Origin of the sequence: Paenibacillus vortex V453 (assembly GCF_000193415.1) — a bacterium.
In the GTDB taxonomy this organism is placed as follows: Bacteria; Bacillota; Bacilli; order Paenibacillales; family Paenibacillaceae; genus Paenibacillus_AQ; species Paenibacillus_AQ glucanolyticus.
The window spans coordinates 62,570-78,712 of the sequence record NZ_ADHJ01000001.1 but is presented as its reverse complement, the minus strand read 5'-3'; the positions used below and the strand labels follow the sequence as shown (position 1 = coordinate 78,712).

Annotated in this window: 14 protein-coding genes, 1 pseudogene and 1 riboswitch; of the genes and pseudogenes, 12 read left to right on the top strand and 3 right to left on the bottom strand. The window is 53.8% G+C overall.

Translation table 11 applies throughout. The annotated features are described in order from the left end of the window. Positions 1–19 precede the first annotated feature (19 nt). Entirely contained in the window at positions 20–418 is a 399-nt protein-coding gene (locus PVOR_RS00345; protein ID WP_006207056.1) for a VOC family protein, read from the top strand. A 66-nt stretch (positions 419–484) separates the two neighbouring features. Continuing rightward, positions 485–826 (top strand): DUF1801 domain-containing protein, encoded by a 342-nt coding sequence (locus PVOR_RS00340; protein WP_006207055.1) that lies wholly within the window; start codon positions 485–487, stop codon positions 824–826. 89 nt (positions 827–915) lie between these two features. Here PVOR_RS00340 and PVOR_RS29425 read toward each other — a convergent pair whose 3' ends face one another. Beyond that, entirely contained in the window at positions 916–1,047 is a 132-nt protein-coding gene (locus PVOR_RS29425; RefSeq protein WP_006207054.1) for a DUF4023 domain-containing protein, read from the bottom strand. Positions 1,048–1,185: 138 nt separating this feature from the next. Between PVOR_RS29425 and PVOR_RS00330 the strand changes: the two genes are divergently transcribed. After that, entirely contained in the window at positions 1,186–1,698 is a 513-nt protein-coding gene (locus tag PVOR_RS00330; protein ID WP_006207053.1) for a hypothetical protein, read from the top strand. A gap of 162 nt (positions 1,699–1,860) precedes the next feature. On the opposite strand, the gene PVOR_RS00325 is transcribed toward PVOR_RS00330, so the two are convergent. Both PVOR_RS00325 and PVOR_RS00320 read right to left on the bottom strand, forming a co-directional pair. Next, positions 1,861–2,166 (bottom strand): antibiotic biosynthesis monooxygenase, encoded by a 306-nt coding sequence (locus tag PVOR_RS00325; RefSeq protein ID WP_006207052.1) that lies wholly within the window; start codon positions 2,164–2,166, stop codon positions 1,861–1,863. A 152-nt stretch (positions 2,167–2,318) separates the two neighbouring features. Then, the gene (locus tag PVOR_RS00320) at positions 2,319–3,548 is read right to left on the bottom strand and encodes a DUF418 domain-containing protein (protein WP_006207051.1); all 1,230 of its coding nucleotides are present in this window, start codon (positions 3,546–3,548) and stop codon (positions 2,319–2,321) included. Positions 3,549–3,689: 141 nt separating this feature from the next. On the opposite strand from PVOR_RS00320, the gene PVOR_RS00315 reads away from it, so the two are divergent. From PVOR_RS00315 to cydC, 9 genes and pseudogenes are all read left to right on the top strand, one after another. Further along, complete coding sequence (locus tag PVOR_RS00315; RefSeq protein WP_006207050.1) at positions 3,690–4,406, top strand: response regulator transcription factor; 717 nt, start codon at positions 3,690–3,692, stop codon at positions 4,404–4,406. Continuing rightward, positions 4,403–6,178: a sensor histidine kinase gene (locus tag PVOR_RS00310; RefSeq protein WP_006207049.1), complete on the top strand. Its 1,776-nt coding sequence runs from the start codon at positions 4,403–4,405 to the stop codon at positions 6,176–6,178. Before PVOR_RS00315 ends, PVOR_RS00310 begins: the two co-directional genes overlap by 4 nt. A 63-nt stretch (positions 6,179–6,241) precedes the next feature. Further along, positions 6,242–6,832 (top strand): TetR/AcrR family transcriptional regulator, encoded by a 591-nt coding sequence (locus tag PVOR_RS00305; protein ID WP_200860809.1) that lies wholly within the window; start codon positions 6,242–6,244, stop codon positions 6,830–6,832. 58 nt (positions 6,833–6,890) lie between these two features. Next, positions 6,891–7,469 (top strand): NAD(P)H-dependent oxidoreductase, encoded by a 579-nt coding sequence (locus PVOR_RS00300; RefSeq protein ID WP_006207047.1) that lies wholly within the window; start codon positions 6,891–6,893, stop codon positions 7,467–7,469. A 105-nt stretch (positions 7,470–7,574) separates the two neighbouring features. Beyond that, positions 7,575–7,676, top strand: a riboswitch (purine riboswitch). 377 nt (positions 7,677–8,053) lie between these two features. After that, positions 8,054–9,858, top strand: a pseudogene (ade, locus tag PVOR_RS00295) (adenine deaminase). Positions 9,859–10,146: 288 nt separating this feature from the next. Beyond that, positions 10,147–11,550 (top strand): cytochrome ubiquinol oxidase subunit I, encoded by a 1,404-nt coding sequence (locus tag PVOR_RS00290; RefSeq protein WP_006207046.1) that lies wholly within the window; start codon positions 10,147–10,149, stop codon positions 11,548–11,550. Continuing rightward, on the top strand, positions 11,537–12,553 hold the full coding sequence (cydB, locus tag PVOR_RS00285; protein WP_006207045.1) for a cytochrome d ubiquinol oxidase subunit II: 1,017 nt from the start codon (positions 11,537–11,539) through the stop codon (positions 12,551–12,553). Before PVOR_RS00290 ends, cydB begins: the two co-directional genes overlap by 14 nt. Next, positions 12,553–14,328: a thiol reductant ABC exporter subunit CydD gene (gene cydD / locus PVOR_RS00280; RefSeq protein ID WP_006207044.1), complete on the top strand. Its 1,776-nt coding sequence runs from the start codon at positions 12,553–12,555 to the stop codon at positions 14,326–14,328. Before cydB ends, cydD begins: the two co-directional genes overlap by 1 nt. Next, a complete protein-coding gene (gene cydC, locus PVOR_RS00275) occupies positions 14,325–16,121 on the top strand; it encodes a thiol reductant ABC exporter subunit CydC (protein ID WP_006207043.1) in 1,797 nt (598 codons plus the stop codon). Before cydD ends, cydC begins: the two co-directional genes overlap by 4 nt. Positions 16,122–16,143: the final 22 nt, after the last annotated feature.

Here is a 16,143-nt window from a genome sequence, read left to right as displayed (position 1 = left end):
AATAGAGAGGAAGACGAACATGCAAGCACAGATGGTACCGTTTATTATTTCCGAGGATGCAAGAGGACAGGCGGATTTTTACATACAGGCGTTGGGAGGAGAAATCGGCATACTGACTACTTTCGGGAGCATGCCGGGCATGCCGGAAGCCCATCAGGATAAGGTCATGCACATGTCGTTGACCCTGGCTGGCGGCAATCGACTCATTCTGACGGATGCTTTTCAGGAGACTCCCAAGGGCTCGAATATGGGGCTGGCTTTAACGTTTAGTCATGAGGAGGACGCCCGCGCCGCCTATCGTAATCTCAGCCAAGGGGGTACAGAGAAGTATCCTTTTGAGCTGCAGCCATGGGGGGCTTATTACGGAGAAGTCATTGATCGATACGGCATGACCTGGCAGATGGTTTTTCAGGGCTGATCATCAACAATGAGAATTGAATGAATAATAGGTTGGACACTATGATACGAAAGGGAGTTAAATCAGATGAATCAAGAAGTGACGGACTACATTGCGGCAGTGAATGATTCTTGGAAGGTTGAGGTCAGTGAGCGGCTTCGGGAACTCGTGCACAGCACAATCCCGGGCGTTGCGGAACGGCTTCAATATAAAAAGCCCCATTTTCTGAAAAATGGGAAATATGCGGCGGTGATCAGCATCTCCAAGACGGCCGTGAGCTTTACGATATTTAATGCGACGGGCCTGGATTGGCCGCAGCCGCTATTCGAAGGTCCGCCTGAGCGGAAAACGATCAAAATCACGGCTGGGCAGCAGGTGGATTATGATGCGTTGGCATCTTTACTGAAGCAGGCATCGGAAGGTTTGTAATCCATATGTAATAGGGGAGACGGTGGTCATGAGATCCCGAAGAACCTGATCAAATAACCGCGATCCGTATGGATCGCGGTAAGTTCATTTTATTTCTTGGTGCTGTGTTGTTTGCCCGGGAGCTTGTCGCTAGGCGTACCTTTGCCGTGATTCTCTTTGTTGTGGCGGGCTTTTTCCGCGTTCTCGTTCATTTTTTTCACAAAATCATGCGTGCTTTCCATGGGATGTCAGCTCCTTTGATTCTGAATGTATGGCATTTTGCCTGATCGTGCTTAATATAACCATTTTGTTGTTATTGTATTTTATAATGTGGTTATAGGAGTTTAAGTCTGCCTCTCTTTGCAGAAGGAGGAATACATATGTTGTTCAAGTACGGATTCATCTCGGTGCTGTTGGCAGCCGCCTGTTTGCTCGTGATCGCGGGCTGCAAAGGCTCAATCCAGGATACAGCTGACGACGAAATCAGCCTGGTATCCGTTCCATCGTTAATCGGTCTGAAATCGGCGGAGGTTGATGCCATCCAGGTTTTTTTTGGGGACGGCACGCGTTTGACCCTGGATAAGGAGGAGGAGCTTGATCAGATCATGCAATGGGTGAATTCGCTTCAAGCCTATAAAATAGAAGGAGCTCGGGGCCCGGGGTTCCTGTATGCCATGGACATGGTGCAGGGGAATCAGAAACTTCGACTTGCCAATGAATTCGAGGTGGAGGGTCAGTGGTACGCGCTCTCAGGGCCGGAACAAGAGTTGCTGAGTCGTTATCTGATCGAGCAAGGGCGGGCGCACAATCCGGAGTTGCTGCCGGGGATCACCATGGAAACGCCAGAGGCATCCGGATACAACTACATGGATTACGCGCAGAGCGTTAAGTGAGAATGCCACGCTTCATGAACAGATCATCCTATTTCTCAAGTCGCTCCATTCCACCCCCCATCATAAAAAAAGATTCAGCCCGGCTAAACGCCCCCTGGCTGAATCTTGGATATGAAGCGGTACTTCGAGCCCGGTGCTATAAAGCGCCAGGGCATTGTTCCATTACTTGGTATGGCTGATCAGCAGCTCATATTTGTTCAAGGATGCGCCCAAAATATTCTCGTTGCGGCCCTGACCATGGGATTGCCGGAATGACTCGCTGGATGTCCAGCGTTTGAATGCTTCCTCATCCTCCCACACCGTGGAGACCTTCAATTCCTCAGCCTCTGCGCCTTCCTTGGCCTCATGCCATAATTCCATCCGCACGAAACCTTCAATCTCCTGCACACCCTTCGCTTCGGCGAATCGCTGCGCAATCTCTTTACCGAAGCCCGGTTTGACCTTAATCGAGTTTGTAACAACCAGCATATGCGTGATTCCTCCTTCGGTTGATGACCGGAAAAATTCCAGAAATGTCTAGCACCTTGCATGTATGTCCATTATACATGAAGGAACCGACTGATTTCATCTCGGGCTTGGGAGGAACCGGCTTCTGCATGCAAAAGAAGCATACGGAACGCTTAAGTAGCCGGAGGGCCATCCCCCGGAAACTCTGCTGCAGGTACGGCTGCAACCGGAGCTGCTTCCTTGGGTTTAGCCCTTCCGCTCCAAGACCAGTAGGTGCCCATGCGGAGCAGTCTCTCCACCGGACCGCTGCGGAACCTTTTTAGCCAGAGCAGGCTGCCCGCTGCCAGCACGCTATAGATCAGAACCGCCAGCAGCGTTCCTTGCAGCACGCCCAGCTTGCCGAACCATCCCAGCCCGAATCCGTAAAAGATCAATACGCATACAACACTCTGCGACAGATAATTGGTCAGCGACATGCGTCCCACCGCTTCAAAAGCCCGAATTACAATGGATTGCTGAGACGAGAACGCGTACAGGGAGGCGAAGAGGTACAGATAACCCAGCGCCAGCAGAGGACCGCCAAGCATGGTGAACACGCCGCTCCAGCTATGGGTTGCGCCGAGCATGACGGCTGCAGTTTTTAATCCAAGCCCGACCGGAACGAGCAGAGCCCATCTAAGATACAGCTTGATTTCCATGGAAGGATGGAGAAAGCGTCCGCGTTTCGCGGCCACCATGCCAAACAGGAACATCGGTGCACTCATCAGCGGAGCAATCAAGATGACCAGCAGCATCAACCAGTCGGGCAGATCGATGGGCATCTCCTCCGTTGATCTGAAATTCAGAATTTCGCTGTAAGTGCCGCTGCCGTAGACTTCAATCGACTGCTTCACATAACTCTCCATGCGCTCTGTTTCACCTGCAACCGGCTCGACGGAGCCGTATCCAAAGAGGGATACCAGTGTGAGCAGGAGAACACCCCAGATCATAATGGTTTTGACCTTTCTTTTCACGAACAGCACAAGGAAGAGACCGATCGCTCCGTAAAACAGCAGAATGTCGCCTTCCCATATGAATATTGAATGCAGCAGACCCAGAACGATTAACAGAACCGATCTGCGGAAGAAACTTCGACCGTACTTGAGCCCTTTGTTGATCAGGCTTTCCCTCATTTTGATCATGCTGTAGCCGAACAGAAACGTAAAGATCGGCATAAAGCTGCCCTCGACGAATACTTTCAGCATGTCATGGCTGATCTGATCCAGCGTGGAAGGCTGGAAGTAATGCAGCTCGTCTTTGCCGAACATGCCGTACTGAAAAATAAGCATATTGGCCATCAGAATACCGAGCAAGCTTAATCCGCGAATGGCATCGACCGCCGTTGAACGTTTGTTTGAATTCATGTATGTCACCTCTAACCCCAAGTATAAAACTTGAACATAAATAACGCGGAAACGGCTTCCTAACTTTTTCTTAACACTTCCAGCATTTGTTTAACTCCTGTTAAGGTTGCTGTGCTAGCATAAATAGCGGGTGAGGATAAAATGGATACACGAATTTTAATTGTTGATGATGAACCTTCCATCGTAAAAATGCTGCAGATGGTGCTGCGCAAGGAAGGCTTTAACCGCATATATACAGCTTCAAGCTGCAAGGAAGCCCTGAGCGAGATCGCCGCTCATGGAGCGGATATCGTGCTGCTGGATGTCATGCTGCCCGACGGCACGGGGTTTGATCTTTGTCCGCAAATCCGTTCGTATGGCAGTCCGCACATTCTGTTTCTGACGGCCAAAGCGTCCGATCTGGATGTGCTGACAGGCTTTGCAATGGGCGGGGACGATTATGTCACCAAGCCGTTTAATCCGCTGGAGATTGCCGCAAGGATCAAAGCGCGTCTGCGCCGGGGCGGCTTCGGGATGATGCCATCGGCCGAGCAGCCGGTTATTCAGCGTGCATGGGACTTCGGCCGGTTCAGGGTCGATGAATCCGCTGGCGAGCTGACGGTGCTGGGAGAGCCTGTGCCTTGTCCGGCACAGGTCTTTCAGCTGCTGCTTTATTTTTGCAAGCACCCGGGGGTAGTGTTCTCGAAGTCCCAGCTGTATGAAGCCGTATGGGGCATCGATGGCATAGGTGAGGACAACACCGTTATGGTGCATATCCGGCGCATTCGGGAACGAATCGAGGAGGACCCCAGCAACCCGCAGTATTTGCTGACGGTTCGCGGACTCGGTTACAAGCTGGTTAAGGAGAAAGGGCGATGAGACTGCGCAGAAGACTGGCCTTTCATTTTACATACCAACTGATTGCGTTCTCAGCATTTATGTTCTGCTTTCTCATCGTTCTCTTATTCTTCCTGATCAAGCATATCAGTGATGAAGAGATGAGGCGCAACTTCCCGACCGGCGTCTTGAACAGCATTGTAACGGAGACGGTGACGGAGAACGGGAAGGTTCTGCTGGATGACCATTGGAAGCAGCTGCTCCAGGACAAAGAGATGTGGCTGCAGGTGGTGGATATGAAAGGGAATGTGATTCACGCCACCAATACCGCGCCGGATGTTCCCTCGGAATACTCGGTTAGCAGCCTGCTTGAGATCAAGGAGAAGCGGCGTCTTGGGGAGTACACAATGGACTGGCAGATGGATCTGACATACAAGGACCCGCTGCTGTATCTAGCAGGGCGAATTGACGAGAGCTCGGATCATCTTCGGGAATGGTATGCACGGTATCAAGCGGGCGGCAGGGTGGACCCGGCGTATGCAGCTGAATTAAAGCACGACTTGGTAAGTCTGGGCGGATATCTGCATGTCATTGACCGGGATGGCCAGATTGTGCAAGCGATTGGAAAGGAAAGCGAGTATAAGGCAAGCTACCATCCGCTGGAGATCATTACGATGCAGGAGCAGCCCGGTACTTACTCCACGCATATTGCGGTTTATCGCGACCCGGCTACCGGCAGCACCTGGGTGTACCATACACCGCAGGATGAGACGCTGGAGAAGCAGCCTATTATGAATGAGCTGATCCGTGTGGCGCTGTGGACCTTGCTGTGTGTACTGATCTTGTCGCTGGCGGTAGCGATTTGGCATGGATACCGGTACAGTCGGCCATTGCTGCTGTTTACCGGATGGTTTGAGCGCATGGGGAGCGGAGCTTATGAGGAAGTGCTGACGCCCAAGGACCGGAAGCGCGTATTTCGCAAGAACGGGAAGCTGCGCATGCGCTTCAAGCTGTATAAGGAAGTGATTCACTCCTTCTACAGGATGGCCGAGAAGCTTGCCGAAACCGAACGGGAGCGCGAGCGGCTGGACCGGAATCGGGAAGAATGGATGTCGGGAATATCGCATGATTTGCGTACGCCGCTGTCCTCGATCCAGGGATATGGTTATATGCTGGAGAACGCGCCGCAGGACTGGAGTCAGGAGGAGCTGCGTGAGATGGGAACCGTCATTCGGGAAAAGGGCGATTACATGCTGGAGTTGATCGATGACTTCTCGCTTGTCTTTCGTCTTAAGAGCGAGATCCGGCCGCAGGAACTGGCACGGCTTGATCTGAATGAACTGGTGCGGCGCTGCGTGCTTAAATACGTGAATGATGTAACGCTGGATGCGAATTTTTCCTATATCGGAGGCGAAGAGCCGCTGCTCATTGATGGCAATGCCAAATGGCTGAAGCGGTTGATGGATAACCTGCTTACGAATGCCGTGAAGCACAATCCCGAGGGAGTTCATGTTGAAGTACGGGTAGAGAGACGTCCCGGCGGCGCGGCGATCGTGGTCGCGGATCAAGGCGTAGGGATGGACGAAGAGACTCGCCGCAACCTGTTTGAACGCTACTACCGGGGGACAAACACCGAGGAGAGTATGGATGGCTCAGGGCTTGGAATGAGCATTGCCAAAGCGATTGTCGAAGCACATCGAGGCCGGGTGGGCCTGTGGTCGGAAGTAGGCTGCGGAACAACCATCACTGTTCTATTGCCTGAGGTTTCCGTGCAAGGCGATGCGGATTGCACGGCACATGGTAAGGATGATTGACGTCATCACACGATTTTTTTCATTCCCATTGCAATTTGGTTAGTGTTCACTTATGATATGATTATGAAAAAGAAACCGCATTTCGATAGCAAGAAGAAGGAAATATTGCAGGCGGCCATGAAACTCTTTGCCGAGAAGGGCGTTGACGGGGTATCGGTAAAGGAGATCGGCGCGGCAGCCGGTGTGACGGATGCAGCGATCTATAAGCATTTTACGAATAAGGATGCCGTTGCTGCGGAGGCATTCGAGGAATACTGCGGCAGTTACACACGTTTGGTGGATGATTACGCTTCCCAGACCGGACTGTTCGCAGAGAGATTGTCCGCCTTGGTCACCCGTGTATTGGAGTCTTATGACGAGGATAAATACGGCTTGCTGCTGTTGTCCCAGCATCACGAGCTGTTTACGGAGGTGCTCAAGAGCAGGGGGCGTCAGCCGCTCGATGCATTATGCGATCTGCTCGATCAAGCGGTGTTGCAGCGGGATATTCCGCCGCAGAATATACGCTTAACCGCGGTGTTGATCATCGGTGCATTCAATCAGCTGGCCGTTTCAACGATGCAAGGGGAGCTTGAGGAACCGCTCTCGGCGCTGGCGCCTGAGGTGACGGCACATCTACTGGCTTTGACAGGTTTAGGGAAGGGTCCGGCGTGACCTTTTCTTTTTACCTTAAGGTTAGTGTTTATTAACCAAACTAACAGGGGGAACGTGTATGAAAAAGATTTTGATTATTCAGGGCAATCCGGTTGAGAACAGTTATGGGAGTCATTTGGCCAAGGGATATGCGCAGGGGGCAGTCGAATCAGGGGCAGAGGTGCGTGAGCTGGTGCTTGCAGAGATGGATTTTGATCTGAGCCTGACCGGCGGCTATAAGGGGAATCAAGCTCTGGAGCCCGATCTGCAAGAAGCGCAGAAGCTCATCGCATGGGCGGATCATCTGGTATTTGTGTATCCGAACTGGTGGGGCGGCATGCCGGCACTGCTGAAGGGGTTTATCGACCGAGTCTTTTTGCCGGGCTTTGCGTTTAAGTACCGCCGGAACTCTCCATTGCCGGAGCAGCTGCTCAAAGGGAAAACCGCCCGATTGATTGTCACGATGGATTCGCCCTACGTTTACTATCGCTTCTATCTGGGTCAGCCCGGGCATCAAATGATGAAGCATTCCATTCTGAAGTTCTGCGGCGTGAGCTCGGTTCGTGCCACGAACATCACGCAGCTTCGCAAAATGCCTGAGAGCGCAAAAAAGCAATGGCTTGAGCGCGTACAGAACATGGGGAGGAAACTGGCGTAGAGGCCGTTGCCGCCGATGTGCAGTTCTTTCCAAACACTTGACTTCTCGGGCAAGAAGATTATAATTCATACAACAAATGAAACAAAAGAGAATTGAAGGGTAAACAGGATCAAAATCAAATCTTAATGTATATGCCGGGGAATAGGGCCCAGGCGTTTCTACCAGGTTACCGTAAATGACTTGACTACATGAAGGATGAGAGCCAGAGTCCAGCGCCCGGCTTCGAATGGAATGGAGAGGCGGGCGGTAAGATCACCTTGGAATCCGGGTACCGGCAGGTTTTAACGGATGGGGTGTTGTGCAGACTATTAGCAATGCATTGCTGATGCACCGGGCTTCTCTTCCTCTATGGATATAGTTAGTTCAGGCAACCCGGGCAGATACGCTGTCCGGGTTGTTTTACGTGCTTGCGCGTAGAATTGATTTTGTACTTTTACCGTTTCATCATAAGAAAAACGTCTATCGACGTACTTTCACAGATGACAGATCGAAGTTAGAAGAAGTCTTTATTGCAATATCAGGAAGTCACAAGCTTTGAAGTTTATACTTTCTGATATCTAAAAAAAGGGGAGCGTGCATTCATCATGAGTTCAAGCAAGAGACAGAAACGATACGAGGTCAGCCGGGAGCTGGGGAAAGTGGCGTTAGGACAGGCACCGGCCGACCTGGTTATCAAGAACGGCACGCTGGTCAATGTGTTTACAGGCGAGCTTCAGGAGCAGGTGGACGTGGCGATGGCATTCGGACGCATACGCTTATATCGGCAGCGCCAATCATACGATACGGGGAAGGGACCCGGGTCATCGAGGCGAATGGCCGTTACATCTCGCCGGGTCTGCTTGACGGCCATATGCATGTGGAGAGCACGATGCTGACCGTGACCGAGTTTGCGAAAGCGGCCATCGTTAGCGGAACCACCGGGATCTATATGGACCCTCATGAGATCGCCAATGTATTCGGTATGGAAGGTGTGCGGTGGATGCACGAGGAAGGACAGCAGCTGCCGCTTAAGGTATTCACCACCATCCCTTCCTGCGTGCCGGCGACGTTTGATCTGGAGGATGCCGGAGCCCAGCTTGGCGTGGAAGATATCGAAGAAGGGCTGACCTGGCCTGGAGTTGCCGGGCTTGGCGAAGTCATGAACTTCCCGGGCGTGGTATATGGCGATCCGACGATGAGCGGTGAGATCGAAGCCACGCTGCGTGCCGGCAAGACGGTGACGGGACATTTTCCCGCAGAGGACGACCGGATGCTTCAGGCGTATCTGGCAACCGGGGTAAGCTCCGATCATGAAACGGTGACGAGAGAGCAGGCGCTAGAGAAGGTTCGCCTCGGGATGCACCTGATGATCCGTGAAGGATCGGCTTGGCAGGACGTGAAGGAAGTCATCAAGGTGGTGACGGAAGACAAGGTGCGTACGGACAATATCTCCTTGGTGACGGATGACGTGTATCCGCAGACGCTGCTGAGGCTTGGCCATATGAACCATGTGGTGCGCCGTGCGATCGAAGAGGGTGTGGATCCGGTGACGGCCATCCAGATGGGCACGATCAACGTGGCTCGGTACTTCGGGATGGATCTCGAACTCGGGAGCATCTCGCCAGGTAAAACGGCAGACATTCTGCTGCTTGATGATCTGAACAGCATGGTGCCGTCGATTGTAATTACTGATGGTGAGGTGGTTGCGGAGAACGGCCAAGTTGTGAAGCTATTCCCTGTATACCAATACCCGGAAAAAGCGTTCCATTCGGTTCGCCTGCAGCGTCCGTTGACAGCGGAGGATTTCCTGCTCCGCAGCAAATGGGATACCGCACGCACGGAAGTCAACGTGGTGCGGGTCATCGAGAACAGTGCCCGCACAGCCAAAATGACAGCGGTGCTCCCCGTGCAGCAGGGCATCATTCAGCCTGATCTTAACCAGGACGTGGTTCAGCTTGCGTGCATCGAGCGCCATGGCGCAACCGGACAAATCTCGCTTGGCTTTGCGAGCGGCTTCGGATTGAAATCCGGTGCGGTCGCTTCCACGGTGGCGCATGACAGCCATAATCTGCTGGTAATGGGCACGAGTGCCGAGGATATGGCGCTAGCGGCGAATGAGCTGGCAGCTTGCGGCGGCGGGATGATCGTGGTGCGTGACGGTCAGGTGCTCGCGAAGGTGGCCATGCCCATTGCCGGCTTGCTGGCGGATCGTCCAGTGGAGATCGTAGCGGAAGAAGTTGCTGCACTGGAGGAAGCCTGGAAGGAGCTGGGGTGCTTCATCCATGCGCCGTTCATGACCTTCTCCCTGATCGCGCTGCCGGTGATTCCGGAAATCCGCATTACCAATCGCGGCATCGCGGACGTGACGGAGTTCAAGCTCATCGAGACGGAGATTCGCGCGATTCAATAAGGTGGCGGCATACATTAAAGCAGGTTGGCCTACATGGCGAACCTGCTTTTTTTGGTGCGTAAATACCGGGCTTGACCTGTGAGGGGATGCGGCAAGTCATGCTCCAATGGATAAACCTCACATAATTCCATTCGCACTTAGTGATTTTCGTCACAAATTTATAACTTTTTGCCCCTAATCCTTCCTAATATTGTGATATTGATCACAATCCTTTCTGCCGCAGTCTGCGAAAATACAAAAAGAATCAAATTTAAAGTGATCACGTGAGCTAAAGGAAGGGGTATCTTTATGGATCCGGTTATGCTGGCGCGAATTCAGTTCGCATCGACAACCATTTTTCACTTTATTTTCGTACCGTTGTCTATCGGATTAGCGTTTTTGATTGCCATCATGGAGACGATGTATGTTGTCAAAGGCCAGGAAGTATACAAGAAAATGGCCAAGTTCTGGGGGAAGCTGTTCCTGATTAATTTTGCGGTCGGGGTAGTGACAGGAATTCTGCAGGAGTTCCAGTTCGGCATGAACTGGTCGGATTATTCGCGATTTGTTGGGGATGTGTTTGGCGCGCCGCTTGCCATCGAGGCCTTGTTGGCCTTTTTCCTCGAGTCAACATTTATCGGGTTATGGATATTCGGCTGGGACCGGTTATCGAAGAAGGTCCATCTGCTCAGCATCTGGCTGGTGTCCTTCGGCACCCTGATGTCGGCCTTCTGGATTCTGGCGGCCAATTCGTTCATGCAGCGTCCCGTTGGGTTCGAGATGAATAATGGACGAGCGGAGATGAATGATTTCCTGGCATTGATCACCAATGGGCAGCTGCTGGTAGAATTCCCGCACACGATCTTTGGGGCACTGGCCACCGGGGCGTTCCTGGTAGCAGGCGTGAGTGCCTACAAGCTGATGAAGAAGCAGGATCTGGATTTCTTCAAAAAATCATTCCACATCGCCATCGTGGTGGGGCTCACCACCTCCATTCTGGTTGCGGTCTTCGGTCACCAGCAGGCGCAGTATCTGGTGGATACGCAGCCGATGAAGATGGCTGCTGCCGAGAGCCTGTGGGAGACGAGTGACGATCCTGCGGCTTGGACGGTCATTGCGTCCATCGATCCGGAGAAGCAGGAGAACAAGATGGAGCTTAAAATTCCGTATTTGCTTAGCTTTCTGTCTTATAGCAAATTCTCCGGCGAAGTGATCGGAATGAAGGAGCTGCAAGCCCAGTACGAGCAGCAATACGGTCCCGGCGATTATATACCTCCGGTGCGGACCACCTTCTGGAGCTTCCGGATTATGGTGGCCGCAGGCAGCGTGATGATTCTGCTCGGATTGTACGGAGCCTGGCTGATGCTGCGCAAGAAGGTCGAGCACGCTGGCAGATGGTTCCTGAGATTGATGCTGTTTGGCATTTCATTGCCGTTCATCGCCAACACGTCGGGGTGGATCATGACGGAGATCGGCCGGCAACCGTGGACGGTGTTCGGACTGATCACCACGGAGAATAGTATATCTCCGAACGTAAGTGCAGGCTCCATCCTGTTCTCGCTCATTACGTTTACAGCCATCTATGCGGTGCTCGCTGCCGTTATGGCGTACTTGTTTATTAAAGTCATTAAGAAAGGGCCGTATGCGGCGGAGGAAGAAGACCGCCACGCAAGCGATCCGTTTAATAAGGAGGGCTACCATGCTGTCTCTTAATGAACTGTGGTTTGTGCTCGTTGCCGTGTTGTTTATCGGGTTTTTCTTCTTAGAGGGCTTTGATTTCGGAGTCGGGATGTCCACACAGCTGCTCGCCAAAAGCGACACCCAGCGCCGGGTGCTGATCAACTCGATCGGCCCGTTCTGGGATGCCAATGAGGTCTGGCTGCTGACAGCGGGCGGCGCGATGTTCGCCGCCTTCCCGAACTGGTATGCCACGCTGTTCAGCGGATTCTATATTCCGCTTGTCTTTCTTCTGTTGGCCTTGATTGGACGGGGAGTGGCCTTTGAATTCCGCGGCAAGGTAGGCGACGTTCGCTGGAAAAGAGTGTGGGACGGTGCAATCTTCATCGGCAGCGTGCTTCCTCCGTTCCTCCTGGGTGTTGTTTTTGCCTGCCTCATTCAGGGGCTTCCGATTAATGAAGAGATGCAGATGTATGCCGGATTCTTCGATGTCGTGAATGCCTATACCGTTGTTGGCGGGCTGACGATGGTGATGCTCTGTCTGCTGCATGGGTTAATGTTTACGACGCTGCGCACCATAGGGGATCTTCAGGAGCGTGCGCGCCGCATGGCCCGGAGATTGCTGCTCCCGGTGGCGGCACTGTTCGTGGCATTCGGGGTCATGACCTATTTCATGACGGATATCTTCGAGAAGCGTGGTGCGGTGTTAACCGTGCTGCTCGTGCTGGCTCTGCTTGCATTCCTGCTGGGCGGGTATTTCATGAACGTCAAGCGGGACGGCTGGGCTTTCGGAATGACCGGGGCCGTCATTGCTCTGCTGGTTACATCCGTGTTCGTGGGCTTGTTCCCTCGCGTGATGGTCAGCTCCATCCATTCGGCGTTTGATCTGACTATCTATAATGCGGCCTCCGGACCGTATTCCTTAAAAATCATGACCATTGTGGCTGTATCGCTGCTGCCATTCGTATTGGGATATCAAATTTGGAGTTACTTCGTTTTCCACAAACGGGTACATGAGAAGGAGCATCTGGAGTACTGATGGGAAAAGATCTGCTGGGATACAAGGGCGCCAAGATCGTATTCTTCCTTGTCGCCGTATGTACCCTGACACAGAGCATGGCCATCCTCCTGCAAGCCAAATGGCTGGCGGAAGCCATATCCGCCCTGTTCGCGGGATCCACGCTGCAGGAGCAGGGGGAGACCATTGCCTTGTTCCTGCTTGCTTTTCTGGCACGCCACGGCATTTTCACCGTGCAGCAAGGAATTGCACAGCGTTTTGCCGAGGAGACGGGCACGAGCCTGAGGAAGCAGCTTCTGGAGGAGCTGTTTCGGAACGGGCCGTCCTTTGTCCGGTCGGAAGGAACAGGCCATGTGGTTACGCTTGTGCTGGAGGGCATCGGCAAGTTCCGCAAATATGCGGAGCTGACCATACCTCGCATGATGGGGGTGGGCATTACCCCTGCGCTGGTATGGCTGTACGTATTCATGACGGACCGGATCTCGGGCATTATTCTGCTGGTGACCATGCCGATCCTGATCGTGTTTCTCATCCTCGTGGGACTTGCCGCGAGAAAGCAGACCGAGCAGCAGCTGGATTCCTACCAGATGCTGTCCAATTATTTCGTGGATTCGCTGCGGGGTTTGACCACTCTGAAGTTTCTGGGACAGAGCCGCAAGCACAGCGGGAGCATAGGGCAGGTCAGCGAGGGATATAGGGCTGCGACCATGCGGACCTTGCGCGTTGCGTTTCTGTCTTCCTTTGCACTGGATTTCTTCACGATGCTGTCGGTAGCGTCCGTAGCGGTAAACCTGGGCCTGCGTCTCATTAACGGCAGCCTTGAGCTGCTGCCTGCACTCCTCATCCTGATCCTGGCACCGGAGTATTTTCTTCCGGTGCGCATGGTCGGGGCTGACTTCCATGCAACGCTGGACGGCAAGCAGGCAGGGGAAGCGATGCAATCCATCATCCGGGTGGCCCGGAAAGAGCGCTTGGAGGCCCAAACCGGTGCAACATTTAAAATTAAAGATAATATCCCGGCACGTACTGGCTCCACGCCGCGGTTCCAATGGGAGAAGAGCAGCGTACTGGAGCTGTCCTGCATCGGACTGCAGTATGCAGGGGCGGGTCCTGCCTCCTTGGAGGACGTCAGCTTCCGAATATCGGGTCAAGGCCGGATCGGCATCGTCGGAGAGAGCGGGGCGGGTAAATCCACGCTGATCGAACTATTAGGCGGGTTTATGACGCCTACATCCGGTGAGATGAAGCTGAGCGGCGTGAAGCTGGGGCATTCCAGCCGGGACGAGTGGCGAAGTGAGGTCACCTATATGCCGCAGCAGCCGTATTTATTCAGCGCCAGCTTGGAGGACAATGTGCGCTTCTATGCGCCGGACGCTTCAAGGGCTCAGGTTGAAGCGGCTGTTGAAGCGGCCGGCCTGGCCGATCTGGTGAACAGCCTGCCTGGCGGTCTGGCCGAGATGATCGGCGGGGGCGGGCGGACTTTAAGCGGCGGTCAGGCACAGCGCGTTGCCCTTGCCCGAGCGCTCCTCGGCGGTCGGCAGGTTCTTCTGCTCGATGAGCCGACGGCACATCTGGATATTGAGACCGAATACGAGCTGAAGGAGACGATGGTGTCCCTTTTTCAGGATAAATGGGTATTTCTTGCAACGCACAGGCTGCACTGGATGCGGGATATGGATTACATCATCGTTCTGCATCAGGGACGCATAGCCGAAACAGGAACCCATGACGAGCTTATGGCAAGACGGGGCGTATACCATGGATTGATTACATCGCAGATGGAGGGAGTACAATGAAGCAGGAATCGTGGTTTCGGCCTTATGTGACGGCAAACTTCTGGCGTTTTCTGCTGATTGTCGTACTGGGTGTGCTCACCATCCTGTTTGCGGGGATGCTGATGTTCACATCCGGGTATTTGATCTCCAAATCGGCGCTCCGTCCGGAAAACATCCTGATGGTGTATGTGCCGACGGTAGGGGTTCGCACCTTCGGCATCGGACGCGCGGTTGTCCATTACGTGGAGCGGCTGGTGGGCCATGACACCATTCTTCGCATCCTGTCCCAAATGCGTCTGCGGCTGTATCGCATCCTGGAGCCGCAAGCCCTCCGCTTATCCTCCCGATACCGCACCGGGGATCTGCTGGGCGCGCTCTCTGATGATATCGAGTATTTGCAGGATGTATACATCCGAACGGTCTTCCCATCCATCGTTGCGCTTGTGTTGTATGCTGGAATCATTCTGGCCGTCGGTCAGTTCGACCCGGCATTCGCCCTGCTGCTTGCGCTGTATGTTGCGGTGCTGATTCTGGTGCTGCCGCTGATATCCCTGCTGCTCACCAAACGGAAGAACCGGGAGATGAAGCAGGCACGGAACAACCTGTACCAGAAGCTGACCGATGCGGTGCTGGGCATCCATGAATGGTATGTCAGCGGCAGACAGACAGAATTCCTGGCGGGTTATGAGGCGGATGAAGCCGAGGTAGACCGGACGGACAGATCGCTGAAGCGATGGTCGCGCCTTCGGGGCTGGATCGGCCAATGCATCGTTGCCGTAACGGTGGTGTCGATGGTGTATTGGTCAGGACGGCAGTACGCGGATGGATCCATGGATGTTACGCTGATTGCGGCTTTTGTGCTGGTTGTGTTCCCGTTAATGGACGCATTCCTGCCCGTATCCGAAGCCGTGGAACGGATTCCGCAGTATGGCCAATCGGTGGCGAGGCTTAAGGGCATCGAAAGCGCCGATGAATCCGATGAGAAGCAGGCACCGCTGCAGCTGCTGAATAACGAAGAGACCGAGGCGGTTATACGCGGCGGTGTTCATGTGAAGGCGGATGGCATCATGTTCAGCTATGATAGGGCAGCCGCTGGCTCATTTGCCTTGGAGCCTGTCGGTGCGGGAGAGGCAGGACACACCTTAACCGAGGTATCGCTGGACATTCCCCCTAGGGCCAAAGTGGCCGTTATCGGCCGTTCAGGTGCCGGGAAGTCCACCCTGCTGCAGCTGATTCAGGGGGTGCTGGCGCCATCGTCGGGAAGTCTTACCCTGGGTGGTGTGGAGGCGGCGCGGTTTGGCGACGAGATCTCTTCCGTTATTGCCGTACTGAATCAGAGCCCGCACTTGTTCGATACGACACTTGCGAACAACATTCGGCTTGGCCGGCCGGAAGCCACGGAGGAAGAGATACGCGATGCTGCTGCCATGGCGCGGCTGGAGCCGCTGGTGGCTTCTCTCCCGGGTGGACTCGACACCCGCATGCAGGAAGCAGGTCAGCGATTCTCTGGCGGTGAACGCCAACGCGTGGCTTTAGCCCGAATCCTGCTGCAGGACACGCCCATTGTTATTTTGGACGAACCTACGGTCGGACTGGATCCCATAACCGAGCGGGAGCTCCTGTCCACCATCTTCTCCAGCCTGCAGAACCGGACATTGATCTGGGTGACCCATCATCTGGTGGGCGTGGAGCAGATGGATGAGATCATATTCATGGAACACGGCCGAATCGCCATGCGTGGCACGCATGATGAACTGATGCGGCACTATCCGCGATATCAACAATTGTACCGGCTGGATTCTCCGGAACTATAGAAGGTCCATGGGAAGAACCGCC